Genomic DNA, 23,354 nt, shown 5'->3' on the forward strand with positions numbered 1-23,354 from the left:
ATCGTCGCAGAGCGCTTCGGGCCGCTCACCGCGGCCGCGGTTAGCGACCGGCGTTCGCGCTGGTCGGAGGCGTCGATTCCAGGTAGCGGAACAGGTCGCGGACCTCCTCGTCTTTCATCTCGTCCAGCAATCGATCCGGCATTAACGAGGCGCCGGTGATCTCCAGCGCGGCGACGTCGGCGCGGCGGAGCGTGCGGACGGAGCCGCGGACGTCCTTCAGTTCGACCGTCTCGTCGTTCTGGCGAACCAGCAGACCGGTCAGGACGGAGCCGTCGTTCAGGAGCGCCACGGCGGTTTCGTAACCCTCGCGGATCTCCGCGGACGGGGCGACGATCGCGAGCAGCATCTGATCGCGCTGCGACCGTTGGTAAGCCGTCAGGTCCGGGCCGATCTCCCGGCCCTCGCCGTGCAATTGGTGGCAGTCGGCGCAATGCTTTTTATAGACGGCGGCGCCGCGGACGGCGTCCCCCCGGCCGCCGATCGTCAGTCGGCGTGAATAGAAGGCGAGCTTCTTCTCCGTCGCCGCCGGGTCGATCGGGGCGGGGGGCCAAACTTCGTTCAGTCGGGCACGCAGCGCCTCGTCCGGATGCAGTCGCATCCGGTTGACGGTGAGGGCGGAGACGGCTTTCGCATCGAGATCCCCGGCGTCGATCGCGTCCAGCAACGCCGCCGTCCACGTCGGCCGCGAGGCGAGCAGGTCGATCGCCGCCGACCGTCCTTCCTCGTCGAACGTCGGTAGGGCCGGCAACAGCCGGGAAGCGATCTCCGGGGAGCCGAACCCGCCCAGCGCCGCGAACAACCGCGTCCGCAGGCTGCGGGAGGCGTCGGGAGCGGCGGCGAGGTCTAACAGCGGGACGAGGAAGGTCTCATCGCGAAGGTCCACGATCGCGGCGAGCGCCGCGTCCCGATCCGCGGTCGAGATCGGTTTCGCGATCGCGGCGATCGCCTCGCCCGGTTCGATCAGTCCGAGCCGCAACCGTAGGGCGAGCGGTGCGCTCGCCCCGGCCTCGCGCACCAGAGCGTCCGCCCGGTCCCCGAACGACCGCGTCGGCGACCCGTTTGCCGCTTCCGTCATCGCGACGAACAGCGGGCCGCGGTCGGAGGTCTCCGCTTTCAGCAGATCGGCGACGACCGACTGACCGAACGCCGTCCGCTGCGCCGTGGCCCAGCGCAGGATTCTCGACGCCAACGTCTCCCGAAACAGCGGCCCCTCCCGATCGAGCGCCGCGAGCGTCGCGGCCGGATCGCCGGTCGAAAGCTGATGCTCGACCGCCCACCACAACGCGAGCGGGAAATAGGGATCGTCCTGGAAGTCGTCACGACGGCTCAACGCCGCGACGATCGGCAGCGCCTCCTCGGATGCCAGACGCCGCGATCGCCCCGCCAACGCCACCAGCAAGCCGGCGTCCGTCTCCGACTCGGCGAGCACGGCCAGCGGCGCCGTCAGATCGGTCATGGCGACGGCGAGGCGTCGCACCGAGGGGGCGTCGTGATTCAACGCGACGCGATCAAGCGCCCGCTGACGATCGGGTTCCGCGACGGATCGGGCGGCTGCATAAGCGTCGAACGCGGTCGACGCGTCGCCTTGGATTAGGGCCTCGAGGTCGTCCGTCAACTCGGTCGCGTTTCGCTGCCGGATCAGCCGCACCGCCGTGCGTCGCACGGCGCGGTTCGGCGACCGCAGGCGTTCGACGAGCTGCTCCGTGGCGAAGTCCGGCGCCGGGGCGGGCGTCCATCCCTTCGGCTGCACGCGGTAGATTCGCCCGGTGGAGGGTTCGATCGCTCCCTCGTGGTTGAGGTAGTGACTGACGACGGAGTCCGCCCAGTCGGCGAGCAGCAGCGTGCCGTCGAACGCCTGTTCGAGGTCCACCGGGCGGAAGTCGTCGCCCTCGGACCAGATGGGGCGGGAGATGTCCTCGGTGCGGAACGTCGACCCCGTCGCGGTCAGCTGCGTCAGGGCCAGGTTGTGGTGCAGCACGTCGATCGCGACCAGATTCCCGTGGAACCGCGGCGGCAGGGCGTCCGCCTCGTAACGGACGAAGTGGTGCGTGAACCGCTCGACGTTCGGGTGCGGGATCGCGGGGAAGTAGCCGTAGGCGTGCGGGTTGCTGAGGTCCCCGTGCTTGCCGAAGTTCTTCTGGTAATAGCCGCCGTCGACGAAGTGGAACCCCCGCGTATTCCCCCCGTTGTGGCCGCTGAAGACGTTCCCGTCGGCGTCGATTTCCAATCCGAAGGTGTTCCCGCCGCCCTCCGCGAAGATCTCGAAGCCGTGATCCGGGTGATAGCGCCAGACGAGTTGCCCGGCGCGGCGAACCGGTTCGGCGTCGGGATCGACCAGCGGCGCCCGCACCGCGATTGAGCAGGTGCTGCCGTTGCCGCCGTAGAGCCATCCGTCCGGTCCCCACGTCAGCGAGTTGGCGATCGCGTGGGTGTCCTCATGGCCGAAGCCGGTCAGGTGCACCTCGGGCGGGCCGTCCGGCACGTCGTCGTGATCGGCGTCGGGATAGAACAGCAGGTGCGGGGGGGAGAGGACCCACACGCCGTCGGCGTCGAAGGCGATCGAGGTCGTCAGGTTCAGCCCCTCCACGAACGTGCGATGGGCTTCGTACACGCCGTCGCCGTCGGTGTCCGTGTGAATGCTGATGCGGTCCTTGCCGCGGAACGGCGAGTCCGCCGCGTAGGGCGGCGGGGGGATCTCGCGGTCGTAGCGCACCCGCCAGTATTCGTCGCGTTCCAACTCGGTCAGCCCCGCCGGGTCGGGATACTGCCGGTATTCCACGACCCACAATCGGCCTCTCTCATCAAGCTTCACCTCGATCGGCTGAGCGATCTCCGGGTCCGCCAGCACGAGGGCGACCTCCAGGTCCTCGTCGCACCGCAGCGGCTCCGCGGCGGGCAGAACCGAAGCCAGCAGGAACGCGGCGACCGCCGCGAGGCCGCCGCGGAAGGGAACGATGCGCGACGGTGCGGAGCCAGCGAACGGAAACGTCATGTCAGCCTTTTGTAGCGGCGGGGGAGGGAGAAGCGGGGCCGGCGATCCGCAGGCGATCGGCGAGGACGGCGATCTCGTCGCCCAGCGTGATGCGCTCCCGCCACGCCGCCGGGATACCCGATTCGCCGTAATAGGCGCCGGCGACCTGCCCGCAGATCGCGGCGGTCGTATCCGCGTCCCGGCCGAGGTTCGCCGCCTTCAGGATCGCGGCTTCATACGAGTCGGTTTGATGAAAGCACCACAGCGCCGCTTCCAGGCTCTCGACCACATAGCCGCTGCCTTGGATCTGGTCCTCGGCCTTCTCGAAATAGCAGCCGGCGGCGATCTGTCGAATCGCGGGGGCGGCGACCACGTCCGGCGCATCGGCGAGCACGTCCTGTTTGGACGCCCCCGCCAGCGCCCGGCAGAGGATCAGCCCCAGCAGACGGCAGGCGTCAACGCACTCCTCCGCCCCGTGCGTGGTGCGACTGCTTTCGCCGGCGGCTCGCACGGCGGCGGCTTCGTCCGGGAAGAACCACATCGGAACCGGCGCCAGCCGCATGATCGACCCGTTGCCGGCTGAGTCCCAAGCCGTCGAACCGGCCGCGGGGTCGCCGGTGTTCTGATACCGCAGCAGCGCATCGCCGACCGTATTGCCGATGTCGAAGCAACGTCCGTTGCTGGACCGTTCGCCCTGTTCGCTCCAGCGGAGGTAGCGGTCGAGTTGATCCTTCGGGTCCATGCCGCCGCAGGCCAGCAGGCTGTCGGCCAGGCAGAGGGCCATGGAGGTGTCGTCGGTCCACTGTCCCGGTTCGAGGCCGAACGGCCCGCCGCCGGTCATGTCCGTGACGGGCTCGAAGCTGCCGCGCGGCTTGAATTCGACCGTCGTGCCCACCGCATCGCCGACCGCCAACCCGAGCAAACAGCCGCGAAACCGATCCGCGGCGGCATTCTGGGGAGCGGAACTGTCGGGCATCGCCGGGCGCCTTCGCGGATCGGGACGCCCCGATCCTACAGCTTCGCCCCGCCGTCGCCGCTCGTTGACGGATCGCGACGACCGATCCCGGGACGGCGTTACCGACGGAAGCCGCACCCCGCCCGTGCATCGCGAGGCAGGCCGCAGACGACAGGCCGTTCGGTCCGCAGAACGACGACCCTCGCGGGGGCCGTCGCGTGGGCGGGCGCCGCGACGGGGGCGTCTGGGAGACGATCCGCCGATCGAGTCATCGGCGGAGAAACGACGGTCGCGTTCGGCGCAGAGACCGCCGGTGCGGGGCTGTCTGCAAAGGCGCCCGCCTGCCAGGCGATGACGACGACCAGCGCCGCGGCGATCCACGGCAAGTCGGGGTGGCGAAACGAACGGCGGGCAGCGGACATCGAAAGGGCCGAGACGGGACCGGGGACGTTAGCGATACGTCGTCGCGTGCCGACTGCTTCTCCCAAACTCGCCGATCCGACGCGATCGGCGGAGCGTTCGCCGCCCCGAGGCAACGCCTGCCGTGGATCCGATCGGCGGACGGCCGACGCGGGGGGGCCGGTCGGCTATCGTCGGGGACGTGCCGGCGGAGCGACTCGTGCGCTCCGGCTTTCGCTCCCGCAGTTTCATGAACGGTCTGCCGATGCTCGCCCCGAGGACTTGCCTGTTTCTGCTCGCGCTGGTCGCCGCGGCGCCGTCGACGAAGTCGCTGGCCGCCGATCGGCCGAACGTCGTGTTCATCCTGACGGACGATCAGCGGGCCGATGCCCTGAGCTGCATGGGGCATCCGCACCTGAAAACGCCGCGGATCGATCAGCTCGCCGCGGAGGGGGCGCTGTTCAAGAACCACTTCTGCACGACCTCGCTCTGTTCGCCGAGCCGGGCGTCGATCCTCGGCGGGCTGTACGCCCACGCCCACGGGGTCGTCAATAACTTCACCGACTATCCCCGCGACCTGCCCACGTTCCCGCGGCGACTGCAGGAGGAAGGCTACGCCACCGCCTATATCGGCAAGTGGCACATGGGCGAGGACGACGATAGCCGGCGCCCGGGATTCGATCGGTTCACCACCCACCGCGGGCAGGGGCAGTACTTCGATACGGAGTTCCGCACGAACGACGGTCCTCGCGAAGTCGTACCGGGCTATTACACGAACGTCGTCACCGATATGGCGATCGACTGGATGAGCGAACTAAAGGAGGACGAGGCGACCGCCGAAAAGCCGTTCCTGCTGATGGTCGGGCATAAGGCGCCGCATAGCTTCTACTTCCCGGAGCGGAAATACGAAGGCGTCTTTGAGAACGTCCGCGTGCCCTATCCGCAGACGGCGTTCCAGCTCGGCGACAAACCGGAGTGGATCACGCAGCGGTTGAACACCTGGCACGGGATCTACGGCCCGCTGTTCGACTGGCGAAAGGAATTCCCGGACGACTCCGCCGCCGCGATGCTCGATTTCGAGAACATGGTGCGGGCCTACTGGGGGACGATCCTGTCCGTCGATGACTCCGTCGGTCGCATTTACGACCACCTCACCCGGACCGGGGAGTTGGACAATACGTTGTTCATCTTCACCAGCGACAACGGTCTGCTGGAGGGGGAGCACGGGATGGTCGATAAACGCACCGCCCACGAGCCGTCGATCCGTATCCCGCTGGTCGTCCGCTATCCGAACGCGGTCTCGCCGAAGTACCCCAAGACGATCGACGCCCAGACGCTGACGCTCGATTTCGCCCCCTCCATCTTGGAGATCTGCGGGGCGAAGCCGTTGGAGAACGTGCAGGGGCGCAGCTGGAAGACGTTGCTCGAAGAGGGCGACCCGGAGTGGCGCACGAGTTGGTTCTATGAATACAACTACGAGGTGCAGTTCCCCTACACGCCGAACGTGCGGGCGCTGCGGACCGACGACTGGAAATATATTCGCTATCCGCACGGCGACGGCTCGCCGGACCGCCACATGGCGGAGCTCTACGACCTCAAGGCCGACCCCGGCGAGACGACGAACCTGATCGCCCGGCCGGACCTCGCTCCGCTGGTGGCGAAGCTACGAGCCGAATTGGACCGCCGCATCGCGGAGGCCCGGCCGGACGGCAAGGACGAGATGCCGGTCGATCAGGGCATCAAGGGCGAGTTGCCGGAGGAATCGATCCGCTGACGGCAGCGGTTCATTTTCCCTCCGCCTCGGCGCGCTCCTCGTCCGTCATGGCATTTGCGGCGGCCATCATGGCGGGGGAGGCTCCGCCGGTCATGGCCTTCCGCAGGCGGACGAACTTTCTTGAGGTCGCCGACAGGGCCGCGTCGATACTGCCGAACGCGGCGCCGGAGGAGGCGTCAAATCCCATCTGCGCTCCCTGTGCGAACACCTCCGGCCCGGCGCCAAGGAAGGTGAATTGCCAGCTGTACGTGTTCTTCTGCTCCTCCACCATCTGTTTGACGCGGTCGCCGGAGTAGTCGTGGCTGCTGTTCTCCCCGCCGTCGGTGACGACGCAGAACAGCACGGCGCCGGGCCGTTCCTGCTCCGGGATCTTGGCGAGCTTCCGCCCGACCTCATCGATCGTGCGGCCGACCGCGTCCAGCAGCGCCGTCATCCCGCGCGGCTCCAGCGCGAACTGATCCGGAACCTCCCGCAGGTCGACGCGGTCGTGGACCAGGTCGTATTGATCGTCGAACGTGACGTAGGTGAAGCGGGCTTCGCCGTCCTGCGCTTTCTGGTCGGCGACGAAATGGGCCAGTCCGCCCTCGGCCTCGGTTTTCATGGACTGCATCGACCCGCTGCGGTCGAGGACGACGACGATCTCCGTGAGGTTGGCGTTCATCGACGCTCCTTGAGGCGAGGGCTGGTGAGTCGAACCGGATGAACCGGGGGGCGTTAGGGTAACGCGGCGCAGGCGCGGTCGGTTCATCTCTTTCGGGCCCGGACACGCGGGGACTGCCCGCCGTTCGCGGCTAACATGGGGGCGATCGTCTCGCCCGTCCGCCCGCAGGGGGGGCTGACGCCCGCCCGCTTGCTGACCGCCATGCTGTTCGTCCTCGACAACTACGACTCGTTCACCTTCAACCTCGTGCAGCGGTTCGGGGAGATCGACCCGTCGCTGGACGTCGTCGTGGAGCGGAACGACGCCGTCACCCTGGGGGACGTCGAACGCTTAAAACCGGAGCGGATCGTCGTGTCGCCCGGCCCGTGCACGCCCTCGGAGGCCGGGCTGAGCAAAGCGATCATCGAACGGTTCGGCCCGACCGTTCCGATCCTCGGCGTTTGCTTAGGCCATCAGAGCCTCGCGGAGGTCTACGGCGGCACGGTCGGCCGGGCCAAGCGATTGATGCACGGCAAGGTCAGCGACGTCCATCACACCGGCCGCGGCGTGTTCGCCGGCCTGCCGGACCCGTTCACCGCCACCCGCTATCACAGCCTCGACGTGCCGGAAGATTCTCTGCCGAGCTGCCTCGAAGTGACCGCCTGGGTCGACAGCGAGGAGTACGGCCGCGAGATCATGGGGCTGCAGCACACGGCGTACCCCGTCCACGGCGTGCAGTTCCACCCGGAGAGCTTTCTGACCGAGGCGGGCGTCGAGTTGTTGAAGAACTTTTTAGAACTGCCGGCGGCGGAGTGGAGTTCGTAGTGGCAGGCTTCAGCCTGCCCTGTGAGGCATCGATCCGTGCACGGGGCGCCCTGAAGGACGCCACTACGAACCTTGCCCTTCGACCCACCTCTCGACCCGCTCTTCCAACACGTCCAGCGGGACGGCGCCGGCGTCGAGGACGAAGTCGTGGAACGCCTTCACGTCGAAGTCGTCGCCCAGTTCGGCCTCGGCGTAGTCTCGCAGTTCGTTAATCCTCAATTCGCCCGTCTTATAGGCCAGCGCCTGCCCGGGCCAAGCGATGTAGCGGTCGACTTCGTTGACCACGTCCAATCGCGTCTTCGGGGCGTTGGCGAGGAAGAAGTCGATCGCTTCGTCGCGGGTCCATTGCTTGTGGTGCATGCCGGTGTCGACCACCAGCCGCACGGCCCGCCACATCTCGTAGGTGAGCTGGCCGAAGCGGGCGTACGGGTCGTCGTAGACGCCCAGTTCGTCGCCCAACTGTTCGCTATACAGCGCCCACCCCTCGATGAACGCCGTATAGCCGCCGTACTTGCGGAAGGCGGGCACGCCTTCCAACTCGATGCTGCGCGCGATCTGCAAATGGTGGCCGGGGACCGCTTCGTGCAGGCTCAGGGCGGCCATCTCCCACTTCGGGCGACTCTCCGGTTTATAGAGGTTCACGTAGAACGTGCCGGGGCGGGTGAAGTCGGCGCTGGGTTCGCGGTAGTAAGCGGTCGAGGTGTCCGGGGCGATGTGGGCCGGGATCGCCTGCACGTCGTAGGGCGTGCGGGGAAGCTTGCCGAACAGTTTGGGCAGCTCCGGATCGACGGTGCGAATCAGCTTGCGATAGCCGTCCAACAACTCCGCGGCGCTGCCATAGTAGAACTTCGGATCCGTCCGCAGGTGATTGAAGAACGCCTGCAGATCGCCCTCGAAGCCGACTTCGTCTTTGATTTTGAGCATCTCCCCACGGATGCGTTCGACCTCCGCGAGGCCGACGGCGTGGATCTCGTCCGGCGTGGCGTCGGTGGTGGTGAACTTCCGGCAGAAGTGCTCGTAGCACCGCGGCCCGGCCCAGAATCGCACGGTGCCGTCCGGGCCTTTTTCATCGGGAAACCGGATCTCCGGCCACTGCCAGCACCCCACCTGTTCGTAGCAGGCCGGCAGGTAGACGGATTCAAAGAACGCCAGCATCCTTTCGTACGCCGGGACGACGTTTTGAGCGATGCCGATCTTCGCCGCGGCCCGGAGCTTCGCGGCGTTCGCCTCGTCGATCCCGGGCATGTCGCGGAAGGGCTTATAGAACAGGCTCTCCGCCGGATTTTCCACGATCTGCCCGCGGATCTGCCGGGGCAGGCGGTTCATCACGACCCGCGGATGCATCCGCCCGGTGCGGACGCCCTCCGCCAGCAGGGCCAGCGTCGCGTCCATCTTGTCGCCGAAAGAATTGATCCGCGTCAGCCAGTCATCGTAATGCTTGACCGTCTCGAACGGCAGGCCGTCGACGATATGGCTCATATCCTGAATCCCCTCCCGGGCGGAGATCGGCAGCAGGTGCCAGCCGGTGTTCCACTCGTCGATCTGCACCTGCAGGTCGCGACGGAACAGGGTGAGGTTCAGCGCCTGCGTCTCGTCCAACTGCGCCCCGTATCGAGCGTCGAGTCGGGCGGCCTCCTCGGCGAACTCGACCCGGTCGGCGTGGCGGCGAGCCAGGGCGGAGAGCGAATCGTCGTTCCAACGATCGTCATGCCCCGGCAGGCCGAGGTAGCTGGCCGTCTCCGGGTGGTTCTCCAGCGTCCAGGCCCAATGTTCGTCCAAGAGCATGTCCACCAGCACGCTCGGCGGCGGTCCGGCGGCGGGCGAGGCGGTCGCGGGGGCGAGCGCGGGTTCGTTCGCCGGGGCGAGGGCCAACAGAACGGCGAACAGCGGCGTAGCAGTCAACGACATCCGAGAGTTGTCTCGATCGATCGGGGCGGGTGCGGCGCGAGCCGCCGCCATGCTACCGTCCCGCCGACGCACCGTCTTTGACCAACACCCCACTCAAACCGCCCCCGCTATCCGTGACGTTGTCGGTCGATGAGGTGACGAAGTCCTACCCGGACCCCGCCGGCGGGCCGCCGGTGCGGATTCTGGACGTGCCTCGCTTCACGCTGGCGAAGGGCGAACAGGCCGTGCTGCTGGGCGCCAGCGGCGGCGGCAAGACCACGCTGCTGAACGTGATCGCCGGCCTCACCACACCGGATTCCGGCCGGGTGGAAATCGGCGGCGTGAACCTCACGGCGCTGTCGGAAGCCGCCCGGGATCGCTTTAGGGCGCAGCGGATCGGCTACGTTTTCCAAACCTTCCATCTGCTCTCCGCGTTCACGGCGCTGGAGAACGTGCTGCTCGGCATGAGCTTCACCGGCGCCGGTTCTGCGGGACGCGGGGCGGACCGAGCGAAGGCCGCGGCGCTGCTCGATCGCGTGGGGCTGTCGCATCGCTCCGGCAATAAGCCGTCGCAGTTGTCGGTGGGCGAACGGCAGCGGGTCGCCGTCGCCCGGGCCCTAGCCAGTGAGCCGATGCTGATGCTGGCCGACGAACCGACCGCCAACGTGGACCTCGCCCACCGCGATGCGATCCTCGATCTGATCCGCCAGACCTGCGAGGAACGACAGGTCGCCCTGCTGTTGGTCACCCACGACCGCGACGCCGCGGGGAGGTTCGGCCGCGTCGAGGAACTCTCGGCCATCAATCGCGTCGTCTCCGAGGTGGAAGGGGCGGGGCGGACGGCGGAAACGCCTGCCGCCGTGTAAATCGCCCCCGCTTCAAACGTCCTTCCGCCCTCGTCCTTCGCCCCGCTGCCTCCGATATGTCGCCGTTCGCCATCGCTCTGAAGAGCGTCAAAAATCGCGCGCTAGTCACGGGGCTGACGGCGCTGTCGGTCGCGCTGGGCACGATGCTGGTCGTCGCGGTGCTGAGCACCGCCGCGGTCGTCGATAAGTCGCTCTCCAAACCGGCGACGCCGTTTGATCTGATCCTCGGACCGAAGGGCAGCGACCTGCAATTGGTCCTGACCACGCTGTACCGGATGCCGGCGCCGATGGAGCCGCTGCCGTACCCGTATTATCAACAACTGCAGGAACACCCGCGGGTCGCCGAGGCCGTCCCGATCGCCTTCGGCGACACCACGCAGGAGGGGGGCTTCCCGATCGTCGCCACGATCGGCAGGTTCTTCAAAGCAGGACTGAATCGAAACGAACCGTTTCGGTTCGCCCCCGGCAGCGGCAGCCGCGGGTTCGGCGGTGAGAGCGGGTTCGAGGCGATCATCGGCTCGGAGGTCGCCCGTCTGAACCAATGGGACGTGGGCGACAGTTTTAAATTGGTCCACGGCGGGGCGGACGATCCGAACGCCCACGTGCATGACGAATTATTCGAGATTGTCGGCGTTTTATCGCCCACCGGCACCGCGAACGACCGCACGGCGTTCGTGCAGTTGAACGGGTTCTATGCAGTCGCCGGGCACGACAAACCGCTGGAGGAAGGCGTGAATCGCTGGCGGGCGTTGCGGGGTCTGCCAGAGCTGGAGGGCGAAGCGCTCAAGCAGGCCGTCCGCGAGGCGAACGTGCCCGGCGTCGGCGGCACGCCGGACCTACAGAAGGAGGTTTCCGCGATCTTCGTCGATGTGAAGGGGGACCGGGAGGCGAATATGGGCGTGATCCTGTTCGCTTCGGAGATCAACGAGGGCTTCCAGGCCGCCGCGGTGAACCCCGCCGGCCCGGTGTCTCGCCTGCGGGAGACCTTCCTCGCCCCCGCCCAGGCCGTGTTGGTCGCCCTGAGCGTGCTGGTGGTGATCGTCGCCGGGGTGGGGATCTTTGTGAGTCTCTATACAACCCTGTCCGATCGGATGACCGAAGTCGCCGTGCTGCGGGCGCTGGGCGCGCAGCGAACGACCGTGTTCGCGGTCGTCTTGTTGGAGGCGCTCGTCGTCACGTTCCTGGGCGGCGTGGCGGGCTTCTTCCTCGGTCACGCCCTGACGTTCGCGGTGCTCCCGTTCCTCCCGGCCGGGCTGGTCATCGACCCCTGGGCGGTGCGGTGGGAAGAACTGCTGCTGATCCCCGGTCTCGCCCTGCTCGCCGCCTTCGCCGGCCTGCTGCCCGCGACCCGGGCCTACGGGGCCGACGTGGCGAAGTATCTGAACTGACGCCGCCGCGGCCGTTTACTCCGCCAACGTCGTTACCGCGCCGTCTGAAAGTCGTATCGCAAAGAGCGTCTTGGCCCGCGGATCGGCGACGATCAGCCGCGGCGGGTCGGTCGAGCGGTCGAGGCACACCCCCGTCGGTCCGACCAGCGGCTCCCCCGCGGCGAATTTCTTTGGTTGCGTCAGCCGCCCGTCGGCCGTGGACGAGAGTTTCCAAACGCATGCGGCGGCGTTGTCCGCGATGTACAGCGCTCGGTCCGGCCCGAACGCCGCGCCCTGCGGGTTCCGGAACGGTCGTCCCGTCACCGCCGTCGCCACGGTCCACGACCCATCCTCCGCCGGGGCGAGGCGTCGCACGGCGTCGTTCTCCGACGTGACCGCCAGCAGGCTGCCGTCCGCGACGAGACACAACCCCCGGACGCCGGGCAACGCCGCGATCGGCGTCGGTCCGCCGCCGGGGGCAATGCGATAGATCCGCTGCGATTCGAGGTCCGCCGCGAAGACCGTCCCGTCGTTCCCGGCCGCGAGGGCGGACGGCACGCCGAGGCGGCCGGGGACGTCGCCCGCCGGCGCCAGCGGTTCAGCCGTCGGTTCATCGGTCGTCGGATCGAGCCGATAGATCGCCCGCGTCGCCGAGTCTCCGACCAACACGGCCCCCTCCGTAAACGCCTTGGAGGGCGCCGCGACCGCCACGCACCGCGGAGCGTTCAGCGGCGTGCGAAAGACGCGGCCGCCGGTCTTGAAGATCGTCGGCCGATCCTCCCCTGTCTTCAGTCGCCAGACGCCGGGGAGGCGCCGATCGACAACGTAGATGGTTCCGTCGTCGCCCGTCGCACAGGCGAGCGGATACTTGAACGAGTCGCCTTCAACGGTCGCCCCCCGCGGGGCGAAGGATGCGGCGAGCAGCAGGAGCGCTGGCATCATGCGATCGGGGGGTAGGCGACGTTCAGGCCGGCACGGCATCCGGGAAGTTCGTGTCGTCCGGCGAGCCGGGCAGTCCCGTGAGCCAAAGCAGAACCAGCAGATCTCGCCACCAGGTCGCCGCCGGATCGAAGGCCGGCAGCCCCGCCGCGACCGCCGCGGCGTGCCGTGCGGCGAGCGCGTCGTCCTCTGAAGCAGCCAGTACGTCCGTGTTCTTGAAGCGACGCCAGCGGAACTGATCCCGACCCTCCCGATAAGATCGGACCATCTCCAAGAACCACGCCGAGCGGACGGCGTCCCCGGCAGCGCCCACCGGCCGTTCTGCGGCGAGGTTATAAAGGAACGCCAAGGCGGCGGGGCGGTAGTCCGAAAGTTGAGCCATCGTTGCCAGCGTGTCGAGGACCGCTTGGCGATGATGCACGAGGTCGCAGTAACGCAACCGCCAACCTTTCGCCCGGCAGCCGTCCCGGTCCCAATGTTGAATACGGAATTTCGCCGTCCAATCGCTCAAACAGGCGTCGAGCGTGTCCCGGACCTTCTCCGCCAGACCGTCCCGCCGAAGCTCAAGCCACGTAAATTTGAGGAATAGTGAGATCGGGCTGACTAGTTCTAACGCCGCATCCCCGCCTGCGCGGAGCCGACCGAGAGCAAGCGGCAGGAAGTAGACGGCCTCCTCGTATCTCGCCAGATCGACCACGTCGAGCAGCCGATGAAAATGCGCCTCCTCATAATCGTCGTCCGCAATCGCCAGCAGCCCCTCGGCATATCCGCCGGGACGCATGGAGTTGTAGGGGTCCGCGAACGTCGTTGGCCGCGGGTACGGGACTGCGAAGGCCGGCTCGGTCATCGCTCTCCCCCAGCCGCATTCCGCATCGCCCGCCAGAAGCCGCGGGCGTCGGCCGGGCGGGTTTGATATTCATCGAGATACGCCCGCAGCTCGGGGGTGTCCGGGAACGGCTCGTCGGCCGCGGGCGGGTAGCGGGTCATGCCGGAGTGCGGCAGCGGCAGCACGCCCTGGCCGTGGACCGTGTGCAGGTTCGCGTCTTTGTCGTAGCCGATCGAACTGATCACGAAGTCCCGCGTCCACCCCTCACGCAGCGGCGGGACCGTAAACTTCAACGCCATCTCGTCCCCGCTGGCGAGGATCGCTTGGCGGTCGTCGGCGTCGATCAATAACTCGCGCACGTCGCCGTATCGGGTGAACGGTCCGGCCATCGGCGGCCACAGCGGGTCGCGGCTGACGGTCTGATAGTCGAATTGATCCGGCCCGTGCCCGCTCTCCGGCCAACTGCGTGCGGAGAAGCCGCGGTATCGCAGCTCCGCGGAGACCAACTCCGCCGGCGTCTCGCGGGTCTCGACGCCGCCGGGCACGCACCACGCGGCGCGATCCCAATAGAGCTCCTGCGTCCCGCTGATCCGCACCCGGCGGGGGGCGGTAGGGAAGTTCGGTAGCGGCAGGGCGATCGTCTTCGTCTTCCCACCGGGGAACCCGGCGTTCGGCAGCATCGTCGTCCAGCCGTCCGCCGTCTCCATCGACAACGTCGGCGGCCGCGGCCCGCCCGCCTCGGGGTTCTGCGACAGAGCGACGTTGATCCCCGTATCCGTGGGGAACACCCATCCGGTTAGTAATAGCACGGCGCCGCTCCGCGGCGCCCCGGCGAGGTCTAACTCCAGCGTCCACGGCTCCGTAAACCCCTGCGTCCGCTTCACATCGAACGGTTTGAGGTAATCCTCGTCCCTCGCTCGCACCGTCTTCAACACGTCTTTCCAATCGCCTTCGCCGGATCGCACCCGGGCCGCGGCGGGCGCGTGCAGGGCCTCCGTCGCATAAAGATGCGGTTCGACCAGTTCCGGCGGACCGACTTTTTCGTTAGTAAAGATGTATGTGTCAGGCGGGTGATCGACGCAGGTCAGTTCCAGCCGGTCAAAATACTCCGCCTCCCACAGCTCGCAGCAGACGCGGAGTTCATAGAACCCGTCTTTGGATTGCAGAGCCTCGCCGTCGATTTTGACGTGCTCCCAGGCCCGGGTCGGGGCGAACACGCCCTCGGCCAGTTGGAGGCCGATCGGCGCCGCCCAGCAGAGGTCCGTGGCGAACGCGAATCGCACGCCGTTCCATGTATAAAGATACGGACAGGAGCCGCCGAGTTTTTGCGGGTGGCAGATCGCCCCGCTGGTCGGGTCGCGGATCACCTCCGGGATGCCGTTGGTCCAGAGCACGCGTAACGCCTCGCCGGCGGGAACCTCCCCCTCCGCGGCGTCCGAACGCGGCCCGAGGCCGAAGTGCGTGACGGCGTCCCGCACGACCGCCGGTTGATAGATCGGCCCGCGACGCAGCTCCAACAGGCTGCCCAAGCCGCGGTGATTACAGCGCTTCGGATCGGTGCCGTCTTTGTCGAACTCCGCCAGCAGGGCAATTTGCAGCGAGGCGTTCGCCTCCCCGCCGCGATTTTCCCAGAGGACGAGTCGATTCTCGGAAAGCAGGACGAAATCGAGATCCCCGTCCCCGTCCAGATCGCGGGGCAGGGCGTCGCTGATCGAATCGGACAACGCGGGCAGGCGATCGGACACGTCCTCCCACCCGCCGGCGACGCTCCGCAGCAACCAGACCCCGTCCGGCCCCCAGGCGAGCAGGTCGACGCGGCCGTCGTTGTCGTGATCGACAGCCCGCAGCCGGGCGGCGGGGATCTTCGCAATGGTCCGCGGCTCGCCCCATTGCATTCGGCCCGGGGCGGGCGTGGTTGAGGTCTGCAGTCGCACGCGGCCCCCGTCCGCGACGGCGAGATCCCAACTCGCGTTGCCGTCCGCGTCGAGTAGTTCGAAACCGATTGGATCATCGCTCCCGCCGTTCGCTCGAAACTCCCCGTGCCGCAGGTTCTCCCACACGCTGACGGGGGCCGCCTCGCCCGCCGTGCCCAACAGCAGATCGAGGTCGACGTCGCGATCGAGATCCACCGCGAGCACGTCCGAGATCGCACTCGCACCGACCGGCCCGAGGTCCGAGCGATCGGTGCGTTCTTCAAAGGTGACGTTCCCGCGATTGAACCACAGTGCCGGCCCCGCGGCGGAAAGAACGACGAGATCGAGATCCCCTTCCTGATCGAGGTCCGCCGCGACGACCTTCGTCACGACCCGCAGCTCGTTCAGCGGCTCCTGCTCCAGGAAGGGAACGAGAGTGCGGGCGCCGTCGGGCAGTAGGCGGTTCTCCAGCGCCAGCACGCCGTTTGGCCCCCATACCACGAGGTCCGGGTCAGCGGTGTGGCAGGCGACCGCAGCGCCGGCCCGCCCCGCAGCGGCCTGCGGGGCGGCGTCGCTGTCGAGATCGAGGTCCGCGGCGATCAGGCCCGTGTACGCGACCGGGCTCGTGTATTGGTCGGCGGGGAGGTCGTATCGAACCGTCTCAACCCACGGTCCGCCGTCGTTTCGAGAATGAACCGACACCGCGTCGTCGGTCAGCACGATCAGCTCCTCACGCCCCAGCAGGTCGAAGTTCGTCGCCGCAACGGCGCGGACGCCCTCGATCGCCGGGGCTGCGAGCGGTCCGTCGAAGGGGGCGTATTGAACCGCAATCCCCGTCGCGTCCGGCGTGCGGGACAGGCCGACGGCGTCGTAGAACCGCGGCGGCAGATCCGGGACGACGAAGTCGAGCGCCGTGCGTTGCACCGCGAGCCGATCGGAGCGCACGATCTCTTCGCTTCGCAGCAGGTTGAACAGCAGCGCCGCGGATCGCTGAGCCGCGGGCCAATCGCCGTCCTTCGCGGCGGACTCGCCGGCGTCGACCAGCGGCAGAATCTCCCCGTTCTGCCGCAGGGCAAACCCGTCGGCATAGGGGGTGAGGCGTTCGCGGAGGGCGGCGAACGCTTCAATCGCCCCGGCTTTCTCCTCCTGAACGAACCATGTGATATACCGCAGCAGGATCCATGTGTTTTCCGGGGCGCCTTGATAGGCCATATTGATCGAGGCTTCAGCCACGACCGGATCTCGGTCTTTGTTCAGCTCGTACCACGCCAAGTGGGCCCAGGGGACGCTCTTGTCGTTAGTCAGCGCCCGACCGATGAGTTGGGCGAAGGCGTTCGTCTCAAGGTTCCGATCGCCCTTCGCAGCCGCCCATCGGCTCACCAAGAACCACGGGTCGGGATCGTCCGGGGCGGCGTCGATTGCCGCCTGCACCGCCTCTTCGGCTCTCGCGATCCACGCCCCCCGCTCCTCCGCCGGCAGGGCGTGGCCGGATTCGGGATCGATCGCCAGCACGGCGCCGACCGCCCGGTTGCGGATCGCCGCCGTGCGCACGCCGAGGTCGTCCGGCAGCGGCTGGTCGATCAGTTCGGTCAACACCGGGTCCGCCGCGACCGGATCGCCGGCTTCCAGCGCGGCGACCGCTTCGTTGTGAAGCCGCACCAATTCGGCGCCCCTCGCGGGGGAAGGGACCACCGGCCGATCCCACCACCACGCGGCGAGCCCCACCCCGAGGGCCAGGAACAGCAACCCCGCCAGCGGCAGGACGAACGAACGGCGGCGTTTGGAGTCGGTCACCGCCGCACGGTGCCGGATCGGCTGCGGACTGTCTATCCGGCGCTGTCTATTCCGCGGCCCGCGAACGAAGATGACGCGGTGCAGCGATCGCGTCTCCCCCCGCCGCTTCTCCTTCTGACGCTGGCGTTATGCCTCCCGGGGTGCGGCGAGCGGGCGACGCAGCGACCGGTCCCCGCCGTCGAAACGCCTCGCCCGGTCCCCCCGTCCGATACGCAGCCTGGCTCGCCGGCGTTTGCGGACGTGACGAGCGACGTCGGCCTGTCCTTCACCCGCTTCGACGGTCGCCTGCCGGACGGGAACGGCCGGATCGCGGGCGGGCGACGGATGCATGAATGGACCGGCGGCGGCGTGGTCGCGTTCGATTACGACCTCGACGGCCGCCCCGATCTACTGTTCACGCAAGGCTGCGAGTGGTCCGCAGAGGGCGTCCCGCCCAGCAGCGAACCGGACCCCGCGGCCGAGCGACGGGGGCGTCTATTTCGCAACGTGGACGGCGAACGCTTCGAAGACGTTACGGACGCTTCGGGACTGGCCCTCACAGGCTACGGGCAGGGGATCGCCGCGGGCGATTATAATGCCGACGGGTTCCCGGATCTGTTCGTCTGCAACGTCGGGGCGAACCGCCTGTGGAGAAACGAGGGCGACGGAACGTTCGCCGACGTGACGGAGGAAGCCGGCTTCACCCCGCACCCGGACGGCACGGACTGGACCGTCTCCGCGGCGATCGCGGACCTCAACGCCGACGGGCTGCCGGACATTTATGAGGCGAACTACCTCACCGGCCGGGACGTTTATACGAAGATCTGCCGCACCGGCGACGACCCGCCGCGGACGTGCAGCCCGAACGGCTTCCCCGCCGCCGCGGATCGCGTCTGGTTGAATCTGGGCACCGGGCGGTTCGCGGAGGTCGCCGACCTCGCCGATCTCCCGGCGCCTGGTCCGGGATTGGGTGTGCTGGTCACCGACCTCGACGGCCGGCCGGGCAACGAGGTCTACGTCGCCAACGATCAGCGGCCCAACCATCTGCTGAGGCGAACGAACGCCGGCCCCGGCGGCACGCCGCGATTCCGGGACGTGGGCGCCGCCAGCGGCGCCGCGACGTCCGGGGAGGGCGAGAGCGAAGCCGGCATGGGGATCGCCTCCGCCGACCTCAATGCCGACGGCCGCCCGGACCTGTTCGTCACGAACTTCGAGGGCGAATCGAACACGCTCTATCGCTCCTCGGACGACAGCGGCCCTCTGATCTATGAGGACGCGACACGCCAAACCGGGTTATTTGAACCAAGCTACGAAACGCTCGGCTTCGGGACGGCGTTCCTCGATATGGACGCCGACGGCGACGAGGATCTCATCTACGTCAACGGTCATATCGACGACTTCACGCACCGCGGCTCCCCCTTGTTTATGCGGCCGGCGATGCTGGAGAACGTCGGCGGACGGTTCGAGCCGATACCGTCCCACGTGGCGGGCTCGTTCTTCGCCGCCCCGGCGCTCGGCCGCGGTCTGGCGCGGGTGGACTGGAACGGCGACGGACGGGACGAAGTCGTCGCGACCCATCTCAACGGCCCCGCGGTCCTGCTGCGAAACGTATCGACCGAGGGCGAAACCGTCTCCCTGCGACTGGTCGGCACGACCGACAACCGCGACGCCGTCGGCGCCGCCGTCACCGTGACCGCTCCGACTGCCGACGGCGTGCCCAGCGGCCCCCGCACCAAATGGATCACCGCCGGGGACGGCTACATGAGCGGCGACGAGAAGCAGCTGTCGTTCGGCCTCGGAGCGACGCCGCCGGGTGCGATGCTCGACGTCGTCGTCCGCTGGCCGGGCGGGGCGACGGAGCAGTTCAAAGGCATGACCGCCGACGGGCGGTTCCTGCTGGTTCAGGGAGCGGGAACCGGCAACGTACTGCTCGGCCATTTAAGTTCCGACCCGGGCAACTGATGCGGCGTGGGTTCGGCAAGCGCCGTGAACAAAACAATACGTTCGTCGATCGCAGTTCCAGATTCATCTTCGCTGCTGGTCCTGCTTCCGCCGCACACGATTGGTTTGCCGAACTCGTCGATGCTCAGGAAGGTTTCGAGCACGTCCATGTCGTAGATCGGCCTTGTTTCGCCGTTGGGACCGGAGGGTACGGACCCGTTGAGCGTGACGTCATAATATCGCAACTGGAAGGAATATTTGGACTCGCCGAAGCGGCTGCGCGTCGTTTCGACCGTGCCGGAGAAGGAACGCGTGCGGTCGTCGTCGACGACCTGCGCTTGGAACGTCCCGTCCGGGGCGACGGTCGCTTCGATCGATTCTTTCAAGACGACCTCCGGCCCGCCGTCCTTGGAGGAGGTCTCGGTCACCTCCACCCGCACGGCGCCCGGGAGCGTCGCGGCGGCGGGAAGGGCGTCGTCAAACGCCGCGGCGGTCAGCAGCAGAGCGAGGGGCAGCATCGCGGGGTACGTCCATTGCAAGGGGAATAAATATCAGGCGGCCGCTCAACCGTGGCGGGAGTCGCCGGCGATCACGCCTTGAGCGGCGACGAAAAGCGGTTGTCGTTCGGCCTCGGAGCGACGCCGCGGGGAACGATGCTCGATGTCGTCGTCCGCTGGCCGAACGGGACGACGGAGCGGTTCGCGGGCATCACAGCGGGCGGCCGATTCCTGCTGGTTCAGGGAGCGGGAACCGGCTCCGCGTCCGGCCCTTCGAGCATGGGCCCCGGTATTTGATGAGGCGTCGGTTCGGCCAGCAGCGTCACGGAGACGACGCTTTTGGTCGAGACGGTTCCCGTGTCGGTGTCGTCCCGCCTCGTCAGCCCCCTTCCGCAGGGCGTCGGCTCGCCGAAACTGACCGCGTAGAGTGAAGTATTCAGGCTGTGCACGTCGTAACTCGGCTGCTTTTCGACGACCAATCTCGACGGCTCGGATCCTCTGATCGTCGCGTCGCGGTAGCGGAATCGAATCAGATACCGGGCCGGGCCGATGGGGGCGCGGGCCGGCTCCACCGTGCCGGAGAAGGTCCGCGTCCGGTCTCCGTCGACGATCCGCGTTTGAAACGATCCGGCAGCGGCGACGGTCGTTTCGATCGACTCGTTGGAGACGACCCCGGGGCCGCCGTTCACGGTGACGGTGTTCGTTACCTCCAGCCGCACGGCGCCCGGGAGCGTCGCGGCGCCGGGAAGGGCGTCGTCAAACGCCGTGGCGGTCAGCAGCAGTGCGAGGGGCAGCATCGCGGGGCAGGTCCGTTGTAGGGAGAATGGGTGTTAAACCGTCACCCAGGCGTCGTGGGCGTCGCTGGCGCGCAGGGCTTCGATGACCCGCAGGTTGGCGACGGCGTCGGTCAGCGGGGTGGGGACGGGGGTGTCGTTCAGCACCGCGGCGCCGAACGCCTCCGCCTGGAGCGTGTATTGATCGGCGATCGGGACTTCTTCCCGCAGCGGCTCGCCGTATTCGCCCGAACTGCCGGATTGCGTCCAGATCACGCAGGGCTTGTCCGGCGGGGCGTTGAAGGGGATCTCCAGTTCGACCCGGCCCTTCGTCCCGAAGGCGTTGACCCGCTGGTACGGCACGAGTTGCGTCGAACAGGTGAACGTCGACGTGCCGCGGCCGCCCGGCCCGTCAAACTGGAGGACGCCGTCGGCGGTGCGATCGGTGCCGTAGTCCGGGTCCGTTTCGATGCGGCCCAGCACGCGGTCCGGCTCCGCGCCGAACAGCCAGCGGGAGAGGGAGATTTGATAGCAGCCGATATCCATCAACGCCCCGCCGCCCTTCGCGGGATTGTTGCGGATGTCGTCGGGGTTTCGATTGAAATAGCTGAAGTAGGACTGGATCGACTTCAATTCGCCGACCGCGCCGCCGTCGATCAGTTGTTTGAACTGAATCCATTGCGGATGCAGGCGATACATGAACGCCTCCATGACCTTTAACTCGGGCCGCTGCGCGGCGGCATCGACGAGGGTTTGAGCCTCCGCCGCGGACAGCGCCAACGGCTTCTCGCAGAGGACGTGCTTGCCGGCGTCCAACGCCTTCAACGCCCAGGGGACGTGGGCGTCGTTGGGCAGGGGAATGTAAACCGCGTCGACGTTCTCGTCGGCCAGCAGCGCGTCGTAGCTGCCGTGGTGACGGGGGATGCCGAGATCCGCGGCGGCTTTCTCGGCGGCTTCGGGCCGACGACTGGCGATCGCGACGACCTCCGCATTCGAGGCCCGCTGCGTCCCGGGGATCACCTTATTCACCGCGATGCGGGCGGCGCCGAGGACTCCCCAGCGGACTTTGGCAGCGGACGGATCGAGCGACATGAAGACGAACGTTCGAGGTGATTATCAGAAGAAAAAACGCCGGCCCGGCCCCGCGGGGGAGCCGAACCGGCGTGAGGGATCCATCGAACTACTTGGTGATCATATCCCGGGCGGTGCCGCCGGCGGGGATCATCGGCAGAACGTGTTCCTGATACGGGCAGATCACGTCCAGCAGATACGGCCCCTTCGCTTCGATCATCTTATCGAGGGCGGCGGGCAGTTCGCTTTTCTTGCGGACCTGAGCCGCTTCGACGCCGAAGCCGCGGGCGATCTGCACGAAGTTGGGATAGGTCTCGCCCTGCGTGTCGCCGGTGCCCTCGCCGAACCACTCCGGGTTGTCGATCGGGCCGAGGTAGGTGTGGGCGCGACGGCCGCTCATGAAGCGGTCTTCCCACTGCACGACCATGCCGAGGTGCTGGTTGTTCAGCAGCAGAATTTTCACCGGCAGCTTCTCGCAGGTGAGCGTCGCCAGTTCCTGCACGTTCATCAGGAAGCTGCCGTCGCCGTCGATATCAATGACGAGTTCGTCCGGCAGTTCCGCGGCCACGCCCATCGCGGCGGGCAGGCCAAAGCCCATGGTGCCCAGGCCCGAACTGCTGAGCCAGTGCCGCGGCTTGGCGAACTTAAAGAATTGGGCGCTCCACATCTGGTGCTGTCCCACGCCGACGGCGACGTAAGGGTTCAGCGCCTTGGTCCGCTCGTAGAGCGTCTTGATGGCGTGCTGCTGGAGGATCGCTTCGGTGTCGCCGCCGGGGCCGGTCTCGGCGTAGGTCAGCGGATGCTCCCGCTTCCACTCCGCGATCTGTTCCCGCCACGCGGCGATGTCCGGGGCGTCGGCGGCGTCGAAGGCCGCGTTGAGGGCTTCGAGCGTCTTGCCGAGGTCCGCGTGGACCGGGATATGGGCCTCTTTATTCTTGTGGATCTCCGCCGGGTCGATGTCCACGTGGACGATCTTGCCGTGGCGGGCGAATTCCTCCAGCTTGCCGGTCACGCGATCGTCGAATCGCACGCCGAAGGCCAGCAGCAGGTCAGCCTCCGCGACGGCGTAGTTCGCCGGAACGGTCCCGTGCATGCCCAGCATATGCAGGGACTGCTCGTGGTCGCCGGGGAAGCTGCCGATGCCCATGACCGTGGTGGTCACGGGGATGCCGGTCTTCAGGGCGAAGCTGGTCAGCGCGTCGCTGGAGCCGCCCGTCACGCAGCCGCCGCCGACGTAGATCACCGGCTTCTTGCTGCGTTTGATCGCAGCGAGAATCTGCTTGATCTGGGCCGGCTTGGGGTCGTTGACGACCGGGTTGTAGCCGGGCAAATCGAGCGCCGGATCGTGATCGACCTCCTCGGCGGGCAGTGTGGCGAGCTGCACGTCCTTCGGGAAGTCGATCAGCACCGGGCCGGGGCGGCCGGTGCGGGCGATGAAGAACGCTTCCTTGACGACGCGGGCCACGTCCCGCACGTCGGTCAGCATGTACGTGTGCTTGGTGATCGCCCGGGAGATCTCCACCATGGGCGTCTCTTGGAAGGCGTCGCTGCCGATCACGGCCTGCGGCACCTGCCCGGTGATCGCCACCATCGGGACGCTGTCCAGCTTGGCGTCGGCCAGCGCGGTGACGAGGTTCGTCGCCCCGGGGCCGCTGGTCGCCATGCAGACGCCGACTTCCCCCGTCACCCGAGAGACGCCCTGCGCCGCGAATCCGCCGCCCTGCTCATGCCGGGGCAGAATCGTGCGGAGTTCATCTTGGGCCGCCAGCAGCGCCTGGTGCAGCGGCATGCTGGCGCCGCCGGGGTAGGCGAAGACGTTCTTGACGCCCTGCGCAACCAGCCCCGCGACCAGCACTTCCGCCCCGTTAAGGGTCTTTTTAGCGTCGGAGACCTCGGCGCCGGCGGCGGGCGCGGCGGGGGCGGCGGTGGACACGGAC

18 protein-coding genes are annotated in these 23,354 nt (G+C 67.7%); 6 read left to right on the forward strand and 12 right to left on the reverse strand.

What is annotated here, in order from left to right; translation table 11 throughout:
- Positions 1–40: 40 nt before the first annotated feature.
- From LzC2_RS07605 to LzC2_RS07615, 3 genes are all read right to left on the reverse strand, one after another.
- Positions 41–2,992 (reverse strand): PVC-type heme-binding CxxCH protein, encoded by a 2,952-nt coding sequence (locus LzC2_RS07605; protein ID WP_171185458.1) that lies wholly within the window; start codon positions 2,990–2,992, stop codon positions 41–43.
- A 1-nt stretch (position 2,993) separates the two neighbouring features.
- Positions 2,994–3,947: an ADP-ribosylglycohydrolase family protein gene (locus LzC2_RS07610; RefSeq protein WP_171185460.1), complete on the reverse strand. Its 954-nt coding sequence runs from the start codon at positions 3,945–3,947 to the stop codon at positions 2,994–2,996.
- Positions 3,948–4,045: 98 nt separating this feature from the next.
- On the reverse strand, positions 4,046–4,348 hold the full coding sequence (locus tag LzC2_RS07615; protein ID WP_171185462.1) for a hypothetical protein: 303 nt from the start codon (positions 4,346–4,348) through the stop codon (positions 4,046–4,048).
- A 227-nt stretch (positions 4,349–4,575) separates the two neighbouring features.
- On the opposite strand from LzC2_RS07615, the gene LzC2_RS07620 reads away from it, so the two are divergent.
- The gene (locus LzC2_RS07620; RefSeq protein WP_206678602.1) at positions 4,576–6,099 is read left to right on the forward strand and encodes a sulfatase family protein; all 1,524 of its coding nucleotides are present in this window, start codon (positions 4,576–4,578) and stop codon (positions 6,097–6,099) included.
- Positions 6,100–6,109: 10 nt separating this feature from the next.
- Here LzC2_RS07620 and LzC2_RS07625 read toward each other — a convergent pair whose 3' ends face one another.
- Positions 6,110–6,760, reverse strand: coding sequence for a vWA domain-containing protein (locus tag LzC2_RS07625; protein ID WP_171185465.1), 651 nt, complete (start codon positions 6,758–6,760; stop codon positions 6,110–6,112).
- Between the two features lie 201 nt (positions 6,761–6,961).
- Here LzC2_RS07625 and LzC2_RS07630 point away from each other — a divergent pair, with 201 nt between their 5' ends.
- Positions 6,962–7,564 carry an anthranilate synthase component II gene (locus tag LzC2_RS07630; RefSeq protein WP_171185498.1) on the forward strand — a complete coding sequence of 201 codons (603 nt, stop codon included), beginning with the start codon at positions 6,962–6,964 and terminating at the stop codon, positions 7,562–7,564.
- A 63-nt stretch (positions 7,565–7,627) separates the two neighbouring features.
- On the opposite strand, the gene LzC2_RS07635 is transcribed toward LzC2_RS07630, so the two are convergent.
- Positions 7,628–9,472 carry a DUF885 domain-containing protein gene (locus LzC2_RS07635; RefSeq protein WP_206678603.1) on the reverse strand — a complete coding sequence of 615 codons (1,845 nt, stop codon included), beginning with the start codon at positions 9,470–9,472 and terminating at the stop codon, positions 7,628–7,630.
- 77 nt (positions 9,473–9,549) lie between these two features.
- Between LzC2_RS07635 and LzC2_RS07640 the strand changes: the two genes are divergently transcribed.
- Positions 9,550–10,317 (forward strand): ABC transporter ATP-binding protein, encoded by a 768-nt coding sequence (locus LzC2_RS07640; RefSeq protein ID WP_206678604.1) that lies wholly within the window; start codon positions 9,550–9,552, stop codon positions 10,315–10,317.
- Positions 10,318–10,373: 56 nt separating this feature from the next.
- Positions 10,374–11,705, forward strand: coding sequence for an ABC transporter permease (locus LzC2_RS07645; RefSeq protein ID WP_171185467.1), 1,332 nt, complete (start codon positions 10,374–10,376; stop codon positions 11,703–11,705).
- A gap of 15 nt (positions 11,706–11,720) precedes the next feature.
- On the opposite strand, the gene LzC2_RS07650 is transcribed toward LzC2_RS07645, so the two are convergent.
- From LzC2_RS07650 to LzC2_RS07660, 3 genes are read right to left on the reverse strand one after another with little or no spacing between them, the layout of a single operon-like run.
- Entirely contained in the window at positions 11,721–12,623 is a 903-nt protein-coding gene (locus LzC2_RS07650; protein ID WP_171185469.1) for an NHL repeat-containing protein, read from the reverse strand.
- A gap of 25 nt (positions 12,624–12,648) precedes the next feature.
- A complete protein-coding gene (locus LzC2_RS07655) occupies positions 12,649–13,470 on the reverse strand; it encodes a hypothetical protein (RefSeq protein ID WP_206678605.1) in 822 nt (273 codons plus the stop codon).
- A complete protein-coding gene (locus LzC2_RS07660) occupies positions 13,467–17,156 on the reverse strand; it encodes an FG-GAP-like repeat-containing protein (RefSeq protein ID WP_171185475.1) in 3,690 nt (1,229 codons plus the stop codon). Before LzC2_RS07660 ends, LzC2_RS07655 begins: the two co-directional genes overlap by 4 nt.
- Positions 17,157–17,234: 78 nt before the next feature.
- Here LzC2_RS07660 and LzC2_RS07665 point away from each other — a divergent pair, with 78 nt between their 5' ends.
- Complete coding sequence (locus tag LzC2_RS07665) at positions 17,235–19,097, forward strand: CRTAC1 family protein (RefSeq protein WP_171185477.1); 1,863 nt, start codon at positions 17,235–17,237, stop codon at positions 19,095–19,097.
- Here LzC2_RS07665 and LzC2_RS07670 read toward each other — a convergent pair.
- The gene (locus LzC2_RS07670) at positions 19,037–19,594 is read right to left on the reverse strand and encodes a hypothetical protein (protein ID WP_171185479.1); all 558 of its coding nucleotides are present in this window, start codon (positions 19,592–19,594) and stop codon (positions 19,037–19,039) included. The two genes, LzC2_RS07665 and LzC2_RS07670, sit on opposite strands and share 61 nt — an antisense overlap.
- A 51-nt stretch (positions 19,595–19,645) precedes the next feature.
- Between LzC2_RS07670 and LzC2_RS23015 the strand changes: the two genes are divergently transcribed.
- Positions 19,646–19,870 (forward strand): ASPIC/UnbV domain-containing protein, encoded by a 225-nt coding sequence (locus LzC2_RS23015; RefSeq protein WP_414636412.1) that lies wholly within the window; start codon positions 19,646–19,648, stop codon positions 19,868–19,870.
- Here the strand turns inward: LzC2_RS23015 and LzC2_RS07680 are convergent.
- The 3 genes from LzC2_RS07680 to ilvB all read right to left on the reverse strand — a co-directional run bounded on the left by LzC2_RS07680 (position 19,813) and on the right by ilvB (position 23,350).
- Positions 19,813–20,370 carry a hypothetical protein gene (locus tag LzC2_RS07680; RefSeq protein ID WP_171185493.1) on the reverse strand — a complete coding sequence of 186 codons (558 nt, stop codon included), beginning with the start codon at positions 20,368–20,370 and terminating at the stop codon, positions 19,813–19,815. The genes LzC2_RS23015 and LzC2_RS07680 overlap by 58 nt on opposite strands.
- 33 nt (positions 20,371–20,403) lie before the next feature.
- Positions 20,404–21,438, reverse strand: coding sequence for a Gfo/Idh/MocA family protein (locus tag LzC2_RS07685; protein WP_171185495.1), 1,035 nt, complete (start codon positions 21,436–21,438; stop codon positions 20,404–20,406).
- Positions 21,439–21,526: 88 nt separating this feature from the next.
- Entirely contained in the window at positions 21,527–23,350 is a 1,824-nt protein-coding gene (ilvB, locus tag LzC2_RS07690; RefSeq protein WP_171185504.1) for a biosynthetic-type acetolactate synthase large subunit, read from the reverse strand.
- Positions 23,351–23,354 lie beyond the last annotated feature (4 nt).

Source organism: Alienimonas chondri (assembly GCF_013036045.1).
In the GTDB taxonomy this organism is placed as follows: domain Bacteria; phylum Planctomycetota; class Planctomycetia; order Planctomycetales; family Planctomycetaceae; genus Alienimonas; species Alienimonas chondri.